Raw genomic sequence first — 17,470 nt, forward strand, 5'->3', positions numbered from 1 at the left:
CATTAGCGCGAATCACAGATGCGGAAACCCCTCAGCGGGTTTTCTTTACCCAGATCTGCCCATCGATCAGGCTTTGAAGGTGGCGCGAAAGGGCCGCGCGATCTTCTCCCAGATCGGTTGCGTCGTTAAGGGCAGATCGTTCCGCGCAATGCCGGGCCTGGGCCGCCTGCGACAGGCGCCAGGTCAGGCCCTCGTCTGCAAGTCCGTCCATATCCTCGACAGCGTCGCTGATCTCGCGCTGTGCGCCGCGCCGTGCCTCCAGTTTCGCGAACTCTTCGGCGACGCACATGCGGGCCAGATCGGTATCGCCGGTGTTGCGGACGGGCGGTGCGATCTGCACATGGCCGAGCGCCATCAGTTTTTCAAGGGCGGGGCCCGCATCCTCCCGGATTTTTTGCCGCGCTTTTGCCGGATCCGTTACCGGCCCGAGCGACAGGAGCGTGTGCCGCAGCGCCTCATGATCGGGGTCGTGCAGCTCCACCAGCTCCAGCGGGCCCTCGAATTGCGCGACAAGCTGCGGGTGAACGCACAGCGTCGCGAGGACGATCGCCTCGCGCAGCATATCCTCCACCTGCGCGCCCTGCGCTGCCGCCAGAAGCGAGCTCCGCGTGCTGGCCAGCGGCAGCGCGGGTGCGATCCAGCGCCGCCCGTTGAACCGGCTGCCCGGCGGAAATCCCTGCTCGGACCGCGCCGACTTGCGCCGGTTCCCGAACAGCTCCCACCGCAGGCGGTTGATCTCCTGGCCGTAATGCTCGCGGATGGAACGGTCGCGGATCTGGCCGATCACCTCCCGCAGCCTTTTGTCCAGCGCCGCCTTGCGTTCCGGGCTGTCGAATACCTGCCCTTCGGTCTCGCGCTGCCACAGAAGGCTGACCATCGGCTGCGCCTGATCCAGCAGCCGTTGCATCGCCCCCGGCCCCTGTGCGCGGATCAGATCGTCCGGATCCATATCCTGCGGCAGGATGCAGAAGCGGAGCGATTGCCCCGCCTCCAGCAGCGGCAACGCCAGATCAACCAGCCGCATCGCGGCCCGCAGCCCCGCCTTGTCGCCATCCAGCGTCACGACGGGTTCGGGCGCGATCCGCCACAACATGCGCAATTGATCCTCGGTGATCGCGGTGCCAAGCGGGGCGACCGCGCCCCCGAACCCGGCCTCGACCAGCGCGATCACATCCATATAGCCTTCCGCGACGATCAGCGGCTGGCCCTTGCCCGCCGCCTCGCGCGCGGGGCCGTGGTTGTAAAGGCTGCGGCCCTTGTCGAACAGCTCGGTCTCGGGGCTGTTAAGGTACTTGGCCCGCGCATTCGCATCCATCGCCCGTCCGCCAAGGCCGATGCAGCGGCCGCGCGCATCGCGAATGGGGTAGATGATGCGCCCCCGGAACCGATCAAAGGGCGCGCCGCCATCGTCGGGGCGCGCGGCAAGCCCAGCCTCCACGATCAGGTCTGCCGCGATACCCTTGCCGGTCAGATGATTGAACAGCCCCTGCCGGGCATCCGGCGCAAAGCCGATCTCGAACCGCGCCCGGGCATCCTCGCTCAGCCGCCGGCGGTCCAGATAGTCCCGCGCGGCCGATCCGGCGGCGGTTCCAAGCTGCAGCCGGTAATGGCGCACGGCCTGTTCCATCACCTCGGCCAGCTGGCTGCGGCGGTCGGCCTTTTCGGTGGCACGCGGGTCGCGGGCGGGCATCTGCATGCCGGCCTCGCGCGCCAAAAGCTCCACCGCCTCCATGAAGCCCATGTTCTCCGTCTCGCGCACGAAGGTCAGCGCGTCGCCCTTGGCGTGGCAGCCAAAGCAGTAATAGAACCCCTTGCGGTCATCGACGTGGAACGAGGCCGACTTTTCCTGATGGAACGGACATGGCGCCCACATGTCGCCCTTGCCCTGGTTCGACTTGCGCATGTCCCACATGACCTTGCGGCCGACGACCTGGGCAAGGCTCGTACGGTTGCGCAATTCATCAAGGAAGCCGGGCGGCAGACTCATGCCGCCAATATCCGCCCTGCGGACGCTGCTGTCCAGTCAAGCTCTCGGGCAACCTCTCGCGTCAGGGGTAGGCCGCGACCCGCGCCATCGCCGACAGGATCTCATGCACCGCCGTGCGGGCCATGGATCGCATGACGTAGAATTCCAGCCCCGCCTCGTCCCGCCGGACCACCGTCACCGACATATGGCCCAACAACGTCCGTGCCGCTTGGCCGGGGGCAAAGACCCCCACGCGCAGATCGACGGGCACCAGCCGTGCCAGAACGTCGACATGCGCGCCCCCTTCCAGACGAAAGCCGCGCCAGCCATCGGTCTGGTCCGTCACGGCTGCGGGCATGTCGCGCGGGGCGTCGGTGCCAATCAACATCGCGGCCTCGCGCCCCCACCAGACGATCCGTTCGCCCGCCCGCCCGCCCGGCCCCTCGATCACCCGGTTCGGCGCCGGAAAGCCGAGATCGCAGGACCGCAGCGCCAGATCCACCTCTTCGCGCCGCCCCTGATAGGGCGCGATCAGTGTCAGCCGGTCCTGCGGCAAAAGCGCCAGCCGGCAGCCGCCGATCGTTTCCGGCAACAGCGTCTCCAGCGGCTCGGACGGCAGAAGTTCAGCCACGGGCGCGCCCTCCTTCCGGGTCAAAGAATACAGGGGCCGTGACGTCGCAGATCACGTCGATCCCGCGCATATGGTCCACCAGCCGCACCTCTTGCCCGTGCCGCGCGCGCCCGTCCCGCAGGAAGGCCAGCGCCAGATGCGTCCCCAGTGTCGGCGAGAAACAGGCCGAGGTGACATAGCCCTGATCGTTTTCGCGCCCGACCGGATCGCCGGGGGTGAAAAGATGCGCCCCCGCAGTCAGCACGTCACCGGCCTGCCGCGCCCTGAGGCCGACGAGCTGTTCCCGATCCGGCCCGGTCAGACCGGGGCGCTGGCTGGCCGCCTTGCCGATACAGTCCTTGCGCGCGCTGACCATGCCCTGCAGCCCGACATCGAAGGCCGTCACCCGGCCATGGATTTCCGCATGGGTCAGGAACCCCTTTTCGATCCGCAGGACGTTCAGCGCCTCCATCCCGTAGGGGCCGCCGCCCAGCGTTTCCGCCCGCGCCACCAGATCGCGCCACAGCGCCGCGCCGAACCGCGCCGGCACCGCGATCTCATAGCCCTCCTCGCCCGAGAAAGAGATGCGGAAGAGCCGCCCCTCGACCCCCATGACCCGGACCGGCGCGCACCCCATGAAGGAAAGCGCGCCCATCGGATCGTCAAGCAAGGAGGAGACCAGCCGCCGCGCCAGCGGGCCTGCGACGGCGAACTGCGCCCAGTGGTCGGTGACCGAGGCGATCCGGACCTGCCAGTCGGGCCGCAGCGCCTGCAGCACGAAATCGAGATGGCGCATCACCTGCCCCGCCGCCGCCGTCGTCGTGGTCATCAGGTAATGATGCGGGCCAAGACGCGCCGTGGTGCCGTCATCCATCACATGCCCGTCCTCGCGCAGCATGAGGCCGTAGCGGACCCGCCCCTCGGGCAGGTTGGAGAAGGTATTTGTATATACGAAATCGAGGAAGGCCCCGGCATCCGGCCCCTGAATGTCGATCTTGCCAAGGGTCGAGACATCGCAGACGCCCACCGCCTGCCGGACCATCCGCACCTCCCGGTCGCAGGAGTCTCGCCAGGTCGACTCGCCGGGCTGCGGAAAATAGGACGGCCGATACCAGAGGCCCGCCTCGATCATTGGCGCGCCACGCGCCACCGTGGCCTCGTGCGAGGTCAGGAACCGTTCCGGCGCAAAGCCCTTGCCACGCGCCCCCGCGCCCAAGGCCGCGATCGACACCGGCGAATAGGGCGGGCGGAACGTGGTCGTGCCCGTCTCCGCGATATCGCGCCCCGTCGCGTCCGCCAGAACCGCAAGCGCCGCGACGTTGGAGCTTTTTCCCTGGTCCGGCGCCATGCCCTGCGTCGTGTAGCGTTTCATGTGCTCGACGCTGGCAAAGTTTTCCCGCGCGGCAAGGCGCACATCCTTGACCGTCACGTCATTTGCGAAATCGAGAAAGGCACGGCCCTTGCCCGGCACGGACCAGAGCGGGGCGATTGCGGTTTCTTCCTGCGGCACGTCAGGCACGGCAACCTCGGGCATCGGCCGGCCCAGCGCATCCAGCGCGCGTCCCGCCGCCCGCAGGCCGTCGGCCAGACATTCCGCCGTCGTTTGCGCCCCTGCCGCGGCCCCCGCTGGATGCAGGCCCGGAACAGCATCAGGCGCAGGCAGGAACGCTGCGCGCGCCGCATCCCAGACCGGCCGCGCCCCCAGATGGCAGGTCAGGTGCACCGACGGGTTCCACCCGCCCGAGACGGCAAGGCAATCCGCCTCGACAACTTCTTCGCGTCCGCCATGGCGGATCGTGATATGCGAAAGCCCGCGCCGGCCGCGCGTCGCCACGACCGCACCGCCCGGCCAGCGCCCGATGCCGTCGGGCCGCGCATCGACAACCGCCGTCACATCGACCCCCGCCGCGCGCAGATCGTCCGCCGTCCGCAGCCCGTCGGCATTGTTGGTAAAGACCGCGACCTTGCGCCCCGGTGCCACCCCCCAGCGATTGAGATAGGCCCGCACTGCCCCGGCCAGCATCACCCCCGGCCTGTCGTTGCCGGCAAAGGCCACGGGGCGTTCCAGCGCCCCGGCCGCCAGCACCGCCTGCCGCGCAACGATGCGCCAGAAACATTCCCGCGGGCGTTCCGGCACGGGCGCAAGATGCAGCCCCACACGTTCCAGCGCGCCATAGGTCCCGTGGTCATAGGCGCCGGTGACCGTGGTGCGCGGCATCAGCCGGACGTTGGGCATCGCGCCCAGTTCCGCCAGAACGCCCGCGACCCAGCCCGGCCCGTCGGTGCCGTCCAGCACCACACGCTCCGCCAGAAGGCGGCCGCCCATCCGCGCATCCTCGTCGCACAGGATCACGTCGGCCCCGGCCCGCCCGGCGGCCAGTGCGGCCATCAGACCGGCAGGCCCGGCGCCGATCACCAGGAGATCGCAAAAGGCAAAGGCCTTGTCGTAACAGCTTTCGTCATGCCGCCCCGACAGCCGCCCAAGGCCCGCGGCGCGCCGGATCACCGGCTCATAAAGCCGTTCCCAGAAGGCGCGCGGCCACATGAAGGTCTTGTAATAGAACCCCGCGCCCAGAAAGGGCGCAAAGGCATCGTTCACCGCCAGCAGGTCGAAACCCACCGAGGGCCAGCAGTTCTGGCTGCGCGCGGCAAGGCCGTCGTAAAGCTCTTGCACGGTGGCGCGGGTGTTGGGCGTGACCTGCCCGTCCTCCAGCATCTCGACCAGTGCGTTGGGTTCGGCGGACCCTGCGGTCAGGATGCCGCGCGGACGGTGATACTTGAAGCTGCGGCCGACGAGCCGGACGTCATTCGCCAAAAGCGCCGAGGCGAGCGTATCGCCGGCATAGCCGCCATAGGTCCTGCCGTTGAAGTCGAACCGCAGCGGCTGGCTGCGGTCGATCAGCCCGCGTCCCTCGAGCCTCATGCGACCTCTCCGCCATTGGCAAGGGCGGCGGCGGCCACCTCATGCGTCATGGTGTTGCGGGTGACGACCAGCCATGCGCCGCACCCCCCGTCGTGATACCACAGATCGCGGGTCTCGCCCGCCGGGTTGTCGCGGTTGTGCAGGTAATCGTCCCAGGCTTCGGGCGCATCCTCGGGCGGGCGGGCCAGATAGTCCGCGGCACCGTAATAGGTGAATTCGCGCCGGTCACGAAGGCCGCACAGGGGACAGGGAAGACGCATCGGAAACCCCTAATGCAGGTTGTGCTGACTGCCCGTGCCTTCTTCGTCCAGAAGATGGCCGGTGGCGAAACGATCGAGCCGGAAACGGCGCGCGACCTCATGCGGCTGGTCGGTCGCCATCAGATGCGCCATGCACCAGCCCGAGGCCGGCACGGCCTTGAAGCCGCCGTAGTTCCAGCCGCAGTTGAGATAGAGCCCCTCGATATGGGTGCGGTCGATGATCGGGCTGCCATCGGGCGTCATGTCCATGATCCCGCCCCAGCTGCGCAGCACCCGCGCCCGGCCGATCATCGGCATGAGCGTCATGCCCGCCTCCATCACATGCTCGACCATGGGCAGGTTCCCCCGCGCGGCGTAAGAGGCGTAGAAATCCAGATCGCCGCCGAAGACAAGGCCGCCCTTGTCCGACTGGCTGATATAGAAATGCCCCATGCCAAAGCTGATCACATGGTCGATGCAGGGCTTCAGCCCCTCGGTCACAAAGGCCTGCAGGACATGGCTTTCGACCGGCAGGCGCATTCCGGCCATTGCCGCGACCTGCCCCGACCGCCCGGCGGCGATCATCGCGACCTTGCCCGCGCGGATCGCGCCGCGCGTGGTCTGCACCCCGGTGACGCGGCCGTTTTCCACGTCGATGCCCGTGACCTCGCAGTTCTGGATCAGGTCCACCCCCAGCCGGTCCGCGCCGCGCGCGTAACCCCAGGCAACGGCATCGTGGCGCGCCGTTCCGCCCCGGGGATGGAACAGGCCGCCATAGATCGGAAACCGCGTCTGTTCGTAATCGAGATAGGGCAGCAGTTCGCGCACGCCCTCGCGGTCCAGCAGGATCGCATCATCACCCTGGTTGACCATCGCATTCCCGCGCCGGGCAAAGGCGTCGCGCTGCCCGTCCGAATGGAACAGGTTGATCAGCCCGCGCTGGCTGTGCATGACGTTGTAGTTGAGATCGCTTTCCAGGCCCTCCCACAGCTTCAGGGAGTGGCTGTAGAATTCGGAATTGCCCGGCAGGAAGTAGTTCGCGCGCACGATCGTCGTGTTGCGCCCCACATTGCCGCCGCCCAGATAGCCCTTTTCCAGCACCGCGATGTTGCGCAGCCCGTGGTTGCGGGCAAGATAATAAGCGGTCGAGAGCCCGTGCCCGCCCCCGCCGATGATGACGATGTCGTAATCGGGCCGGGGCGCCGGATCGCGCCAGGCGGGCGTCCAGCCGCGATTTCCCCTCAGCCCTTCGTATAGAACCCGCAGGCCCGAATAACGCATCGTCCATCCCCGTCCGGTCGACTGCAGTCAACCCTTTTGCGGGGCAGTTTTCAACGGCGCGTCGGGCAAACCTTGGCGGGCTGCGACAGAAAGTGTCGCAACCCGCCCATTCCGTCAGACGATTTCGACCATCTTGACCGCAAAGGTCAGGTCCTTGCCCGCCAGCGGGTGGTTCGCGTCCAGAACCACCGTCTCATCGCTGACCTCGGCCACGGTGACGGGCATCGTCTGCCCCTCGGGCAGGGTCAGTTGCAGCGTCGTGCCGATATCGAGCGGGATATCCGCCGGAACCTGATCGCGGGGCACCGACTGGCGTCCGTTAGGGTCGTGTGGTCCATAGGCCTCGGCCGCGGCGACCGTCACGGTCTTTTCCTGGCCGACGGCCATGCCGGGCAGGGCCGCGTCGAGCCCTGGTATGATCTGCCCCGACCCGACCGTGAATTCGAGCGGGTCGCGTCCTTCGGAACTGTCAAAGACGGACCCGTCCTGCAGCGTCCCTGTATAGTGAATGCGCACGGTGTCGCCGGTTTTCACCTCTGTCATCACCCGTGTCTCCTCTGGCTTGCATCTGCGTCGCACAGGCACCCGGGGGCTACCTGCTGGTGATGGGCCCCAGCCTAGCCCCCGGGACCGGAATGTCAAACCAGCCCCCCTTTCGCAGCCCCTGCGGCTGTGCCAGTCTGGCGCCGAAAGGAGGCCCGATGCCCCGGTTCACCACTCCTGACGGCACCGGCATCTGGTATGAGGATACCGGGCGCGGCCAGCCGGTTCTGGCGCTTGCGGGCCTGACCCGCACCACACGCGATTTCGACTATCTCTCGCCGCACCTTTCGGGCTGCCGGCTGATCCGGATGGACTGCCGGGGGCGCGGGCTGTCGGACTGGTCGGGCGCGGCAAGCTACACCGTCGCGCAAGAAGCCGCGGATACGCTTGCCCTGCTGGATCATCTGGGCATCGACCGCGCGGCGGTGATCGGGACCTCTCGCGGCGGGTTGATCGGAATGGTGCTGGCAGCGACAGCCCCGGGGCGGCTGTCGGGTCTCTGCCTCAACGATATCGGGCCGGATATCGCGCGCGACGGGCTGCTACGGATCGCCGATTACGTCGGCCGGCCGCCTGCCGCCCGCACCCATGCCGAGGCCGCCGCAATGCTCGCCCGGCAGGAAGGTTATGCGGATGTGCCCACGATCCGCTGGCAGGCCGAGGCGCGGATCCACTATCGCGCCACACCGCAGGGGTTGCAGATCACCTATGACCCGGCGCTGCGCGAGGCGTTTCTTGCGGGCATGACCACGCCGGCCCCCGATCTCTGGCCGCTGTTCGACGCCTGCGCGGGGCTGCCCCTCGCGCTGATCCGGGGCGCGAACAGCGATCTGTTGTTGCCCGGGACGGTCGCCGAAATGCGCCGCCGCCGCCCCGACATGCTGACGGCCGAGGTGCCCGGCCGCCCGCATATCCCCTTTCTCGACGAGGCCGAAAGCCTGTCCCTGATCCACCGTTTTCTGGAAAGCAGCCGATGACCGACCTTGCCCGAATCCGCGCCGCCGCCGACCGCCTTTCGGGCCATGCCCGTGTGACGCCGCTCTTGTCCTCGCCCTTCCTCGATGAAATCGCGGGACGGCGTGTTCTGGTCAAGCCGGAATGCCTGCAACATACCGGATCATTCAAGTTCCGGGGCGCCTGGGCGGCGCTGACCGCGCTGGACGATGCGACGCGGGCGCGCGGGGTGATCGCCTATTCGTCCGGCAACCATGCGCAGGGCGTGGCGCTGGCCGCTCGGATGCTGGGTGCACCGGCGGTCGTGGTGATGCCCGGAGATGCGCCGCGGCTCAAGATCGACAACACGCGCGCGCTTGGGGCCGAGGTGGTGCTTTACGACCGCGCGACCGAGGACCGGGATGCGATCGGCGCGGAAATCGCCGCGGCGCGGGGGCTGACGCTGATCCCGCCCTTCGACCATCCGGAGGTGATCGCCGGACAGGGCACTTCGGGGTTGGAGATCGCGGCGCAGGCCGCCGCGCTGGGCGTGACCCGCGCCGACGTGATCGTCTGCTGCGGCGGTGGTGGCTTTGCCAGCGGGATCGCGCTGGCGCTGGAAGGAACGGACCTGCGCGTCCGCACCGCCGAGCCGGAGGGGTTCGACGACATGGCGCGGTCGCTCGACGCAGGCGAGATCCGGCGCAACGCCACATTGACGGGGTCGGTCTGCGACGCGATCGTGACGCCCCAGCCCGGCCGCCTGACCTTCCCGGTCCTGCAACGTCTGGCGGGCCCCGGGCTGGTCGTCAGCGACGACGAGGCGCTTCATGCGGTGGCGCTGGCCTTTCAGCGGCTCAAGCTGGTCGTGGAACCGGGCGGCGCGGTCGCGCTGGCCGCAACGCTCTTCCGCGCGCCGGAGATCGAGGGCGACACCGTCATCTGCACCCTGTCGGGCGGGAATGTCGATGCGCCGATGTTCGAGACCGCGCTGAAGCGGTTCCTGTATACATTGTAGTTGACATTGCCAACTAACTGAAGCAATCTCGCACCGGAATCGGGAGGGATTCATGCGCACTCAGGTCTGTATCATCGGCGGCGGTCCGTCGGGTCTCTTGCTTGCCCAGCTTCTGCATATGAAGGGGGTGGAGACCGTGGTTCTGGAACGCCAGACACGGGATTACGTGCTTCAGCGCATCCGCGCGGGCGTGCTCGAATGGGGCTCGGTCGCGATGATGGAAGAGGCCGGCCTGGGCGAGCGGATGCACCGCGAGGGGTTCGTGCATACCGGCACCTATCTCTCGGCGCAGAACCGGGGCTTCCGGATCGACTTTGACGGGCTGATCGGCAAAAAGGTCATGGTCTACGGCCAGACCGAGGTGACGCGCGACCTTTATACCGCACGCGACGCGATGGGCGGCCTGATCGTGCACGAAGCGGCGGGCGTCCAGCCCCATGACCTGCAGACCGATGCCCCCTATGTGACCTATACCAGGGACGGGACGGAACATCGCATCGACTGCGATTTCGTGGTGGGCTGCGACGGCTTTCACGGCGTCAGCCGCAAATCCATCCCCGATACGGTGCTGCGGACCTATGAACGTGTCTATCCCTTCGGCTGGCTCGGCGTTCTGTCGGAAACGCCCCCTGTGGACCATGAACTGATCTATGCCAACCATGAACGGGGCTTCGCCCTCTGTTCCATGCGCAATGACCACCTGAGCCGCTATTACGTTCAGGCGCCGGTCGATGATCCGATCGAGAAATGGACCGATGACGCCTTCTGGGACGAGTTGCGCCGCCGCATCCCGGCCGAGGCCGCGGAACGGCTGATCACCGGGCCGTCCATCGAAAAGTCCATCGCGCCGCTGCGGTCCTTCGTGGCCGAACCGATGCGCTGGGGTCGGCTCTTTCTGGTGGGGGACGCCGCGCATATCGTGCCGCCGACCGGCGCCAAGGGGCTGAACCTTGCATTTTCCGACGTGCATTACCTGTCGCGTGCCCTGATCGCCCGGTTTATCGAGGGCGAGGATGAGGGGATCGACCGCTATTCGGAAACCGCGCTGGCCCGGGTCTGGAAGGCCACGCGGTTCAGCTGGTGGATGACGACGATGCTGCACCGGTTCCCGGATCAGACGGCGTTCGACCAGCGGATTCAGGAAACCGAGCTCGCCTATCTCGAATCCTCGGTTGCGGCGCAGACCGCGCTTGCGGAAAACTACGTCGGCCTGCCCTTCTGATCCCGCAGGCGGGAGGAGTTGACATGAATATCTCCGATCTGGGCGATGTCCGCCTGCACTGGCGCGAGGATGGCGCGGCGGATGGTGCGCCGGTCGTCTTTGCCAATTCGCTCGGCACCGACCTGCGCGTCTGGGACAAGGTCATTCCGCTCTTGCCACGGTCCCTGCGGCTGATCCGCTATGACAAGCGCGGCCACGGGCTGTCGGATTGCCCGCCGGGACCTTACGCGATGGGCGCCCTGGTGCGCGATGCGGAACGGCTGCTCGACAGCCTGGGCGTGCGCGATTGCGTTTTCGTCGGCCTTTCCATCGGCGGGATGATCGCGCAGGGGCTGGCCGTCAAGCGGCTGGATCAGGTGCGGGCGATGGTGCTGTCGAATACGGCGGCCAAGATCGGGACCGCGCAGATGTGGCATGACCGGATCGACGCGATCAATGCCGGCGGGCTGGAACCGATCGCCGATGGCGTGATGGAACGCTGGTTCGCGAAGCCCTTTCGCGCGACCGACGAACTGACAGCCTGGCGCAATATGCTGACCCGCACGCCTGCGGAGGGGTATACGGGCTGCTGCGCCGCCATCGCGGGCAGCGATTTCATCACGCCGACATCGGGCCTGACGCTGCCGACCCTTGCCATCGCCGGGTCCGAGGACGGTGCGACCCCGCCCGATCTGGTGCGGGAAACGGCCGAACTGATCCGGGGGGCGCGGTTTCATCTGATCCGGGGCGCGGGGCATATCCCTTGCGTGGAAAAGCCCGAGGAATACGCCGCAACCCTGACGCAATTCCTGAAGGAGATCGGCCATGTCTGACCAATCTGAAGCCCCGTCGCCGCGCCACGCGCAGGGCATGAAGACCCGGCGCCGCGTCCTGGGCGATGCCCATGTGGACCGGGCCGAGGCCGCCAAGACGCCCTTTGACGCGCCCTTTCAGGAAATGATCACCGAGGCCGCCTGGGCCCATGTCTGGTCGCGCGACACGATCCCGCTGCGGGAACGCTCGATGCTGACCATCGCGCTTTTGGCCGGGGTGGGGAATTTCGAGGAACTCGCCATGCATATCCGCGCCACCGCGAATACCGGGGCAAGCAAGGAAGATGTGCTCGAGGCGCTGATGCATGTCGCGATCTATGCGGGTGTGCCCAAGGCCAACCACGCCTTCAAGATCGCCAAGGAGACCTTCGCCGAGATGGAGAAAGCCAATGACTGAGCCAAGCCCCACAAGCGGCCCGCTGTTCCCGCGCGACCGGTTCTGGCACCCGCCGGCCTATACGCCCGGCTACAAGACCTCGATGACCCGCGCGCCGTCGCGCCCGCTGGTCGCCACCAACTCGACCCTGTCCGAAGAAACCGGCCCGGTCTTTGGCCATGACATGCTGGGCGAACAGGACAACAACCTGATCCTGAACTTTACCGGCCAGCCCGCGATTGGCGAACGGATCATCGTGCATGGCCGCGTGCTCGACCAGTCGGGCCGGCCTGTTCCGCATGTGCTGATCGAGATCTGGCAGGCCAATGCCGGCGGGCGCTATCGCCACAAGAAGGACGGTTACCTCGCGCCGCTCGACCCGAACTTCGGCGGCTGCGGACGCACCATCACCGACGAACACGGCCGGTATGAGTTCCTGACGGTCCGCCCCGGCGCCTACCCATGGCCCAACGGCGTGAACGACTGGCGCCCGATGCACATCCACTTTGGCATCTTCGGGTCGGGCTTTGGCCAGCGGCTGATCACCCAGATGTATTTCGAGGGCGACCCCCTGATCCCGCGCTGCCCTATCGTCCGCACCATCCCGAGCCAGGAGGCGATCGACAGCCTTGTCGCGCCGCTCGACATGAATGCGGGGCTGCCGATGGATGCACTTGCCTACAAGTTCGACATCGTGCTGCGCGGCCGCCGCCAGACGATGTTCGAGAACCGGATGGAAGGACTCTGAGATGGTGCAGAAACTCACCACCCTGATGGAAAGCCCCTCGCAAACGGCGGGGCCGTATGTCCATATCGGCTGCACGCCGAACTTCCTCGGGAATGAGGGGATCTATCCGGTCGATCTGGGCGTCTCGCCGATCCGCGAGGGTGCGCGGGGCGAGATCATCACCATCACCGGCCATGTGCGCGACGGGGCTGGCATGATCCTGCGCGACGCGATGATCGAAAGCTGGCAGGCCGATGCAGATGGGCTTTTCCCGTCGCCGAACGAGACGCGCGGCACGGCAGATCCGAACGTCACCGGCTGGTGCCGTTTTGCCGCGAATTTCGACAGCGGCGACTGGACGCTGCGCACGGTCAAGCCGGGCCGCGTGGCCCATGTCCAGGGGATGATGGCGCCGCATATCAGCCTCTGGATCGTGGCGCGGGGCATCAACATGGGCCTGCAGACCCGCATCTATTTCGAGGATGAGCCCGAGGCAAATGCCGGCTGCCCGATCCTGAACCGGATCGAGCATCGCGAACGGGTGCAGACGCTTCTGGCGAAAAAGACCGGAGAGGGCAGCTATCGCTTCGATATCGTGCTTCAGGGCGACGACGAGACGGTGTTCTTCGACCTTTGATGGCCCGGTTCCTGCTGATCCACGGGTCCTGCCACGGCGCCTGGTGCTGGCGCGATGTCCTGCCGCATCTGCATGCGGCGGGGCACCGGGCGCGGGCCATCGACCTGCCGTCCCATGGTGACGACCCGACGCCCGCCGGGGCGGTGACGCTGGACCTTTACGCCGATGTGATCCTTGCTGCCATCGACGCGGCCTGGGACGATGGCGCCGAGGACGGGCCGCTGGTGCTGGTCGGCCATTCGATGGCCGGCTATCCGGTCTCGCTTGCCGCCGAACGCGCCCCGGAAAAGATCGCGCGGCTCGTCTATCTCTGCGCCTATGTGCCGGCGCAGGGTCTGTCGCTGGCCGATATGCGCCGCGCAGGGCCGCGCCAGCCCCTGCTCGACGCGATCCAGCGGTCGGCAGACGGACTGACCTTTACCATCGACCCGGAAAAGGCGGTCGAGAAGTTCTATCACGACTGCCCCGAGATCGCGGGTTATGCCCTGCCCCGGCTCTGCCCGCAGCCGATCCTGCCGCAGGAAACGCCGCTCATGCTGACGGATGCCTATGGCAGCGTCGGGCGGCACTACATCCTTTGCACCGATGACCGCACGATCCCGCCGGAATACCAGTCCACGATGACCGGGGGCTGGCCGGAAGGGCGCGTTTCGACTATGGATAGTTCGCATTCGCCCTTCTTCTCTGCCCCGGCCGAACTGGCCGCGCGGCTTGTCAGGATCGCCGAGGGACCATGACGAAACCCTGCATCATCTGCGTGGCCATCACGGGATCGCTGCCGACCAAGGCCAACAATCCGGCCGTCCCGATCACCGTGGCCGAGCAGGTCGAGAGCACGCAGGAAGCCTTCGAGGCCGGCGCCACCATTGCCCATTGTCATGTGCGCAACGACGACCAGACGCCGTCGTCGGACCCGGAACGTTTCGCCCGGCTTCTGGAGGGTCTGCGCAAGCACTGCCCCGGCCTGATCGTCCAGTTTTCGACCGGCGGCCGGTCGGGGGCGGGCCATGCGCGTGGTGGAATGTTGTCGCTGCGGCCCGACATGGCCTCGCTCTCCGTGGGCTCGAACAACTTTCCCACGCGGGTTTATGAAAACCCGCCCGACCTGGTGGACTGGCTTGCCTCCGAAATGCTCGCCCATGAGGTGAAGCCGGAGATCGAGGCCTTTGACCTTTCGCATATCGTGCAGGCCACCCGGATGGCGGCCGACGGGCGGCTGAAGTCGCCGCTTTACGTCCAGTTCGTGATGGGTGTCAAAAACGCGATGCCTGCCGACCGGGAGATCTTCGATTACTACATCCAGACGCTGCGGCGGCTCGCCCCCGATGCGGAATGGTGCGGCGCCGGGATCGGGGCGAACCAGATCGTGCTGAACGAATGGTCCATCGCGGCGGGCGGGCATACCCGCACCGGGCTGGAGGATAACGTGCGCCTTGACCGCGAGACGCTCGCCCCGTCAAACGCGGCGCTGGTGCGGCGCGTGACCGAGCTTTGCGACCGCTACGACAGGGAAGTTGCCACTTGGCAAGAAGCGCGGGCGATCCTTGGGCTGGGGACGCCCTGATGGCGGCCTCGGCGCTCGATTCCGCGATTTATCGCGACCTTTTCCATGATGCGGACATCGCGCGGCTTTTCACCGACAGCGCCGAGGTCCGCGCGATGCTGCTGGTCGAGGGGGCGCTGGCCCGGGCGCAAGGGGCCGCGGGGCTGATCCCCGAAACCGCCGCGGCCTTCATCCACCGCGCCGCGATGGAGATGCAGATCGACCCGGCGGGCCTTGCCCCCGATACGGGCACCAATGCCGTGCCGGTGCCCGCGCTGGTCGCGGCCTTCCGCAAGGCGATGGAGGCGCCGGACCACGCGCAGTATCTGCATTGGGGCGCCACCAGCCAGGACATCATGGAAACCGCGTTGATGCTGCGCCTGCGGCAGGTGATCGCCTTGCAGGCCCAGCGGCTGGACCGGACTGTCGCCGCGCTGGCGACCCTGGCGGAGACCCATGCCGATCTGCCGATGGCCGCCCGCACCTACGGGCAGGTCGCGACGCCCACCAGTTTTGGCGCCGTCGTGGCCGGGTGGGGCGCGCCCCTGCTGCGCCATCGCGACCGCCTGCACGAGCTGCAACCCCGGCTGCTGACCGCGAGCCTGTCGGGCGCCGCCGGCACGCTGTCGGTCATGGGCGACCGGGGGCCTGCGGTGCGCGCCGCGATGGCAGAGGGGCTCGGGCTTGCCGATCCGGGCGAAAGCTGGCATCCGGCGCGCGACCGGCTGGCCGAATATGCGGGCTGGATGACGGGGCTGACCGCAAGCCTCGCCAAGATGGGCGAGGATCTGATCCTTCTGACACAGTCGGGTTTTGGTGAGGTGCAGCTTGGCGGCGGCGGGGCATCCTCGACCATGCCGCAGAAATCGAACCCGGTCGTTCCGTCGGTCCTGCTGGCGCTGGGACGGATGATGGTGGGGCTGAACGCGAACATGCAGGGCGCGGCGATCCACCGGCAGCAGCGCGACGGCGCGGCCTGGTTCGTCGAATGGCTGACCCTGCCGCAGATGTGCATGATCGCGGGCCGTGCGCTGTCGCTTGCCGCCGAACAGGCCGCGGCGCTGCGCCCCGTGCCCGACCGGATGATGGCGGGGGTCGACGACGGGCTGGGCCTGATCCATGCCGAGGCGCTGACCTTTGCCCTGACCGACCGGATGTCGCGCCCCGCGGCCGCGGCCGAGGTCAAGGCGCTCTGCAAGCAGGCGATGGCCGAGGGGCGCTCGCTCGTCGCACTTGCCGATGCGCGCTGGCCCGATGCCGGGTTTTCCGCACGCCTGACGCCCGCTGCGCAACTGGGTCGGGCCCCGGCAGAGGCGCGGGCCTTTGCGGCGCGGGCGCGGGCCGCCGGGATCGCATAATCGGGCAGAACGGGGCGCGACAAGGTCGCCGCCGGATTGCGGCGGATCTTGTCGCAAACGCGCGGTCGCGGCCGCGTGGGCCGCCGCATCCTGAGCGCAAAGCAAACCACCTGCGCATCCGGGACATCACCATGCAAACCATCCGCGCCGCCGTCTGCCACAGCTTCGGCGCCCCGCTGACGATCGAGGACGTCACGCTTGCCCCGCCCCGTCCCGGCGAGGTCGAGGTCACGCTGGAGGCCTGCGCGATCTGCCATTCCGACATTTCCTTTGCCGAGGGCGCATGGGGCGGCCATCTGCCCGCCGTCTATGGGCATGAGGCCGCGGGCCGCATAACCGCCCTGGGCGAGGGCGTGACGGGCTATGTGCAGGGGCAGGCCGTCCTCGTGACGCTGATCCGGGCCTGCGGGGGCTGCGCCTCCTGCTCGGGCGGGCAGCCGGTCTTTTGCGAAACGCCCTATGACCGCGTGCATGGCCCGCTGACGCTGGACGGGGCGCCCGTCGAACAGGGGATGGCCTGCGGCGCGTTTGCGGAAAAGGTCGTGGTGCATACCAGCCAGATCGCGCCGCTGGCCGAGGATATTCCGATGGATGCCGCAAGCCTTCTGTCCTGCGGCGTGATCACGGGGGTGGGCGCGGTGGTGAATACCGCAGGGGTCCGGCCCGGTCAGAATGTCGTGGTGATCGGCGCAGGCGGCGTGGGTCTCAACGCGATTCAGGGCGCGCGGATCGCCGGCGCCGCCCGGATCATCGCCGTGGACATGAGCGGCGAAAAGCTGGAGGCTGCGACCGAATTCGGCGCGACGGACGGTATTCTTGCGACCGAGGCGGAACCGTGGAACGCGGTCCGCGCCCTGACGGGCGGGCGTGGCGCCGATGCGGTCTTTGTCACGGTGGGTGCGATCCCCGCCTATGACAGCGCGCCACGCTATCTGGCGCCGGGCGGGCGCGTCGTGATGGTGGGGATGCCCCATTCAGGCGCCATGTCGCAATACGAACCCGTCATGCTCGCAGCACTCGGCCAGGGCATGATCGGATCCAAGATGGGCGATGTGGTGCTGCGCCGGGATATCCCGTGGATGGTCGATCTCTATCGTCAGGGGCGGCTGAAACTCGACGCGCTGATCTCGGGGCGTTACAGTCTGGACCAGATCAACGAGGCCATCGCGGATACCAGGGCAGGACGCGCGCGGCGCAACGTGATCATCTTCTGATGCGACCCGACGGAAGGTGAGTCAGCGGAAGGTGATCCTGCACCCCTTGCCGTTTCTGCGCGAGCCGA

At 67.6% G+C, this 17,470-nt stretch carries 17 protein-coding genes; 11 read left to right on the top strand and 6 right to left on the bottom strand.

The features are described from left to right. Positions 1-31: 31 nt before the first annotated feature. The 6 genes from dnaG to ACFSGJ_RS05460 all read right to left on the bottom strand — a co-directional run bounded on the left by dnaG (position 32) and on the right by ACFSGJ_RS05460 (position 7,562). The gene (gene dnaG / locus ACFSGJ_RS05435) at positions 32-1,987 is read right to left on the bottom strand and encodes a DNA primase (protein WP_390259974.1); all 1,956 of its coding nucleotides are present in this window, start codon (positions 1,985-1,987) and stop codon (positions 32-34) included. A gap of 61 nt (positions 1,988-2,048) precedes the next feature. Continuing rightward, complete coding sequence (locus ACFSGJ_RS05440; RefSeq protein WP_390259975.1) at positions 2,049-2,597, bottom strand: sarcosine oxidase subunit gamma; 549 nt, start codon at positions 2,595-2,597, stop codon at positions 2,049-2,051. Next, positions 2,590-5,499, bottom strand: coding sequence for a sarcosine oxidase subunit alpha family protein (locus tag ACFSGJ_RS05445; protein WP_390259976.1), 2,910 nt, complete (start codon positions 5,497-5,499; stop codon positions 2,590-2,592). Before ACFSGJ_RS05445 ends, ACFSGJ_RS05440 begins: the two co-directional genes overlap by 8 nt. After that, entirely contained in the window at positions 5,496-5,759 is a 264-nt protein-coding gene (locus ACFSGJ_RS05450) for a sarcosine oxidase subunit delta (protein ID WP_390259977.1), read from the bottom strand. Before ACFSGJ_RS05450 ends, ACFSGJ_RS05445 begins: the two co-directional genes overlap by 4 nt. Before the next feature lie 9 nt (positions 5,760-5,768). Continuing rightward, positions 5,769-7,019, bottom strand: coding sequence for a sarcosine oxidase subunit beta family protein (locus ACFSGJ_RS05455; RefSeq protein ID WP_390259978.1), 1,251 nt, complete (start codon positions 7,017-7,019; stop codon positions 5,769-5,771). Between the two features lie 114 nt (positions 7,020-7,133). Beyond that, positions 7,134-7,562 carry an FKBP-type peptidyl-prolyl cis-trans isomerase gene (locus ACFSGJ_RS05460; RefSeq protein ID WP_390259979.1) on the bottom strand — a complete coding sequence of 143 codons (429 nt, stop codon included), beginning with the start codon at positions 7,560-7,562 and terminating at the stop codon, positions 7,134-7,136. A gap of 158 nt (positions 7,563-7,720) precedes the next feature. Here ACFSGJ_RS05460 and ACFSGJ_RS05465 point away from each other — a divergent pair, with 158 nt between their 5' ends. The 11 genes from ACFSGJ_RS05465 (at position 7,721) to ACFSGJ_RS05515 (ending at position 17,402) form a co-directional block, all read left to right on the top strand. After that, the gene (locus ACFSGJ_RS05465) at positions 7,721-8,539 is read left to right on the top strand and encodes an alpha/beta fold hydrolase (RefSeq protein ID WP_390259980.1); all 819 of its coding nucleotides are present in this window, start codon (positions 7,721-7,723) and stop codon (positions 8,537-8,539) included. After that, positions 8,536-9,513, top strand: a complete 978-nt coding sequence (locus ACFSGJ_RS05470) for a threonine ammonia-lyase (RefSeq protein ID WP_390259981.1) — start codon at positions 8,536-8,538, stop codon at positions 9,511-9,513. The genes ACFSGJ_RS05465 and ACFSGJ_RS05470 overlap by 4 nt, the downstream gene beginning before the upstream one ends. 52 nt (positions 9,514-9,565) lie before the next feature. After that, positions 9,566-10,735 carry a 4-hydroxybenzoate 3-monooxygenase gene (gene pobA, locus ACFSGJ_RS05475; protein ID WP_390259982.1) on the top strand — a complete coding sequence of 390 codons (1,170 nt, stop codon included), beginning with the start codon at positions 9,566-9,568 and terminating at the stop codon, positions 10,733-10,735. A 23-nt stretch (positions 10,736-10,758) separates the two neighbouring features. Then, a complete protein-coding gene (pcaD, locus tag ACFSGJ_RS05480; protein WP_390259983.1) occupies positions 10,759-11,547 on the top strand; it encodes a 3-oxoadipate enol-lactonase in 789 nt (262 codons plus the stop codon). After that, positions 11,540-11,944 (top strand): 4-carboxymuconolactone decarboxylase, encoded by a 405-nt coding sequence (gene pcaC / locus ACFSGJ_RS05485; RefSeq protein WP_377405188.1) that lies wholly within the window; start codon positions 11,540-11,542, stop codon positions 11,942-11,944. Before pcaD ends, pcaC begins: the two co-directional genes overlap by 8 nt. Next, a complete protein-coding gene (gene pcaH, locus ACFSGJ_RS05490) occupies positions 11,937-12,671 on the top strand; it encodes a protocatechuate 3,4-dioxygenase subunit beta (protein WP_390259984.1) in 735 nt (244 codons plus the stop codon). The genes pcaC and pcaH overlap by 8 nt, the downstream gene beginning before the upstream one ends. A 1-nt stretch (position 12,672) precedes the next feature. Continuing rightward, entirely contained in the window at positions 12,673-13,287 is a 615-nt protein-coding gene (gene pcaG, locus ACFSGJ_RS05495) for a protocatechuate 3,4-dioxygenase subunit alpha (protein WP_390259985.1), read from the top strand. Then, positions 13,287-14,024, top strand: coding sequence for an alpha/beta fold hydrolase (locus tag ACFSGJ_RS05500; protein ID WP_390259986.1), 738 nt, complete (start codon positions 13,287-13,289; stop codon positions 14,022-14,024). Before pcaG ends, ACFSGJ_RS05500 begins: the two co-directional genes overlap by 1 nt. Continuing rightward, positions 14,021-14,851 (top strand): 3-oxoadipate:acetyl-CoA acetyltransferase, encoded by an 831-nt coding sequence (locus ACFSGJ_RS05505; RefSeq protein WP_390259987.1) that lies wholly within the window; start codon positions 14,021-14,023, stop codon positions 14,849-14,851. The genes ACFSGJ_RS05500 and ACFSGJ_RS05505 overlap by 4 nt, the downstream gene beginning before the upstream one ends. Next, the gene (locus ACFSGJ_RS05510) at positions 14,809-16,188 is read left to right on the top strand and encodes a lyase family protein (RefSeq protein ID WP_390259988.1); all 1,380 of its coding nucleotides are present in this window, start codon (positions 14,809-14,811) and stop codon (positions 16,186-16,188) included. The genes ACFSGJ_RS05505 and ACFSGJ_RS05510 overlap by 43 nt, the downstream gene beginning before the upstream one ends. 131 nt (positions 16,189-16,319) lie before the next feature. Then, entirely contained in the window at positions 16,320-17,402 is a 1,083-nt protein-coding gene (locus tag ACFSGJ_RS05515; protein ID WP_390259989.1) for a Zn-dependent alcohol dehydrogenase, read from the top strand. Positions 17,403-17,470: the final 68 nt, after the last annotated feature.

The organism is Halodurantibacterium flavum, from assembly GCF_042681825.1.
Taxonomy (GTDB): domain Bacteria; phylum Pseudomonadota; class Alphaproteobacteria; order Rhodobacterales; family Rhodobacteraceae; genus Halodurantibacterium; species Halodurantibacterium flavum.

What these genes read in the sequence shown, in the direction of transcription:
- dnaG (WP_390259974.1), bottom strand. Translation starts at nt 1,987, where the DNA reads ATGAGTCTGCCGCCCGGCTTCCTTGATGAATTGCGCAACCGTACGAGC.
- ACFSGJ_RS05445 (WP_390259976.1), bottom strand. Translation starts at nt 5,499, where the DNA reads ATGAGGCTCGAGGGACGCGGGCTGATCGACCGCAGCCAGCCGCTGCGG.
- ACFSGJ_RS05450 (WP_390259977.1), bottom strand. Translation starts at nt 5,759, where the DNA reads ATGCGTCTTCCCTGTCCCCTGTGCGGCCTTCGTGACCGGCGCGAATTC.
- ACFSGJ_RS05455 (WP_390259978.1), bottom strand. Translation starts at nt 7,019, where the DNA reads ATGCGTTATTCGGGCCTGCGGGTTCTATACGAAGGGCTGAGGGGAAAT.
- ACFSGJ_RS05460 (WP_390259979.1), bottom strand. Translation starts at nt 7,562, where the DNA reads ATGACAGAGGTGAAAACCGGCGACACCGTGCGCATTCACTATACAGGG.
- ACFSGJ_RS05465 (WP_390259980.1), top strand. Translation starts at nt 7,721, where the DNA reads ATGCCCCGGTTCACCACTCCTGACGGCACCGGCATCTGGTATGAGGAT.
- ACFSGJ_RS05470 (WP_390259981.1), top strand. Translation starts at nt 8,536, where the DNA reads ATGACCGACCTTGCCCGAATCCGCGCCGCCGCCGACCGCCTTTCGGGC.
- pobA (WP_390259982.1), top strand. Translation starts at nt 9,566, where the DNA reads ATGCGCACTCAGGTCTGTATCATCGGCGGCGGTCCGTCGGGTCTCTTG.
- pcaD (WP_390259983.1), top strand. Translation starts at nt 10,759, where the DNA reads ATGAATATCTCCGATCTGGGCGATGTCCGCCTGCACTGGCGCGAGGAT.
- pcaC (WP_377405188.1), top strand. Translation starts at nt 11,540, where the DNA reads ATGTCTGACCAATCTGAAGCCCCGTCGCCGCGCCACGCGCAGGGCATG.
- pcaH (WP_390259984.1), top strand. Translation starts at nt 11,937, where the DNA reads ATGACTGAGCCAAGCCCCACAAGCGGCCCGCTGTTCCCGCGCGACCGG.
- pcaG (WP_390259985.1), top strand. Translation starts at nt 12,673, where the DNA reads ATGGTGCAGAAACTCACCACCCTGATGGAAAGCCCCTCGCAAACGGCG.
- ACFSGJ_RS05500 (WP_390259986.1), top strand. Translation starts at nt 13,287, where the DNA reads ATGGCCCGGTTCCTGCTGATCCACGGGTCCTGCCACGGCGCCTGGTGC.
- ACFSGJ_RS05505 (WP_390259987.1), top strand. Translation starts at nt 14,021, where the DNA reads ATGACGAAACCCTGCATCATCTGCGTGGCCATCACGGGATCGCTGCCG.
- ACFSGJ_RS05515 (WP_390259989.1), top strand. Translation starts at nt 16,320, where the DNA reads ATGCAAACCATCCGCGCCGCCGTCTGCCACAGCTTCGGCGCCCCGCTG.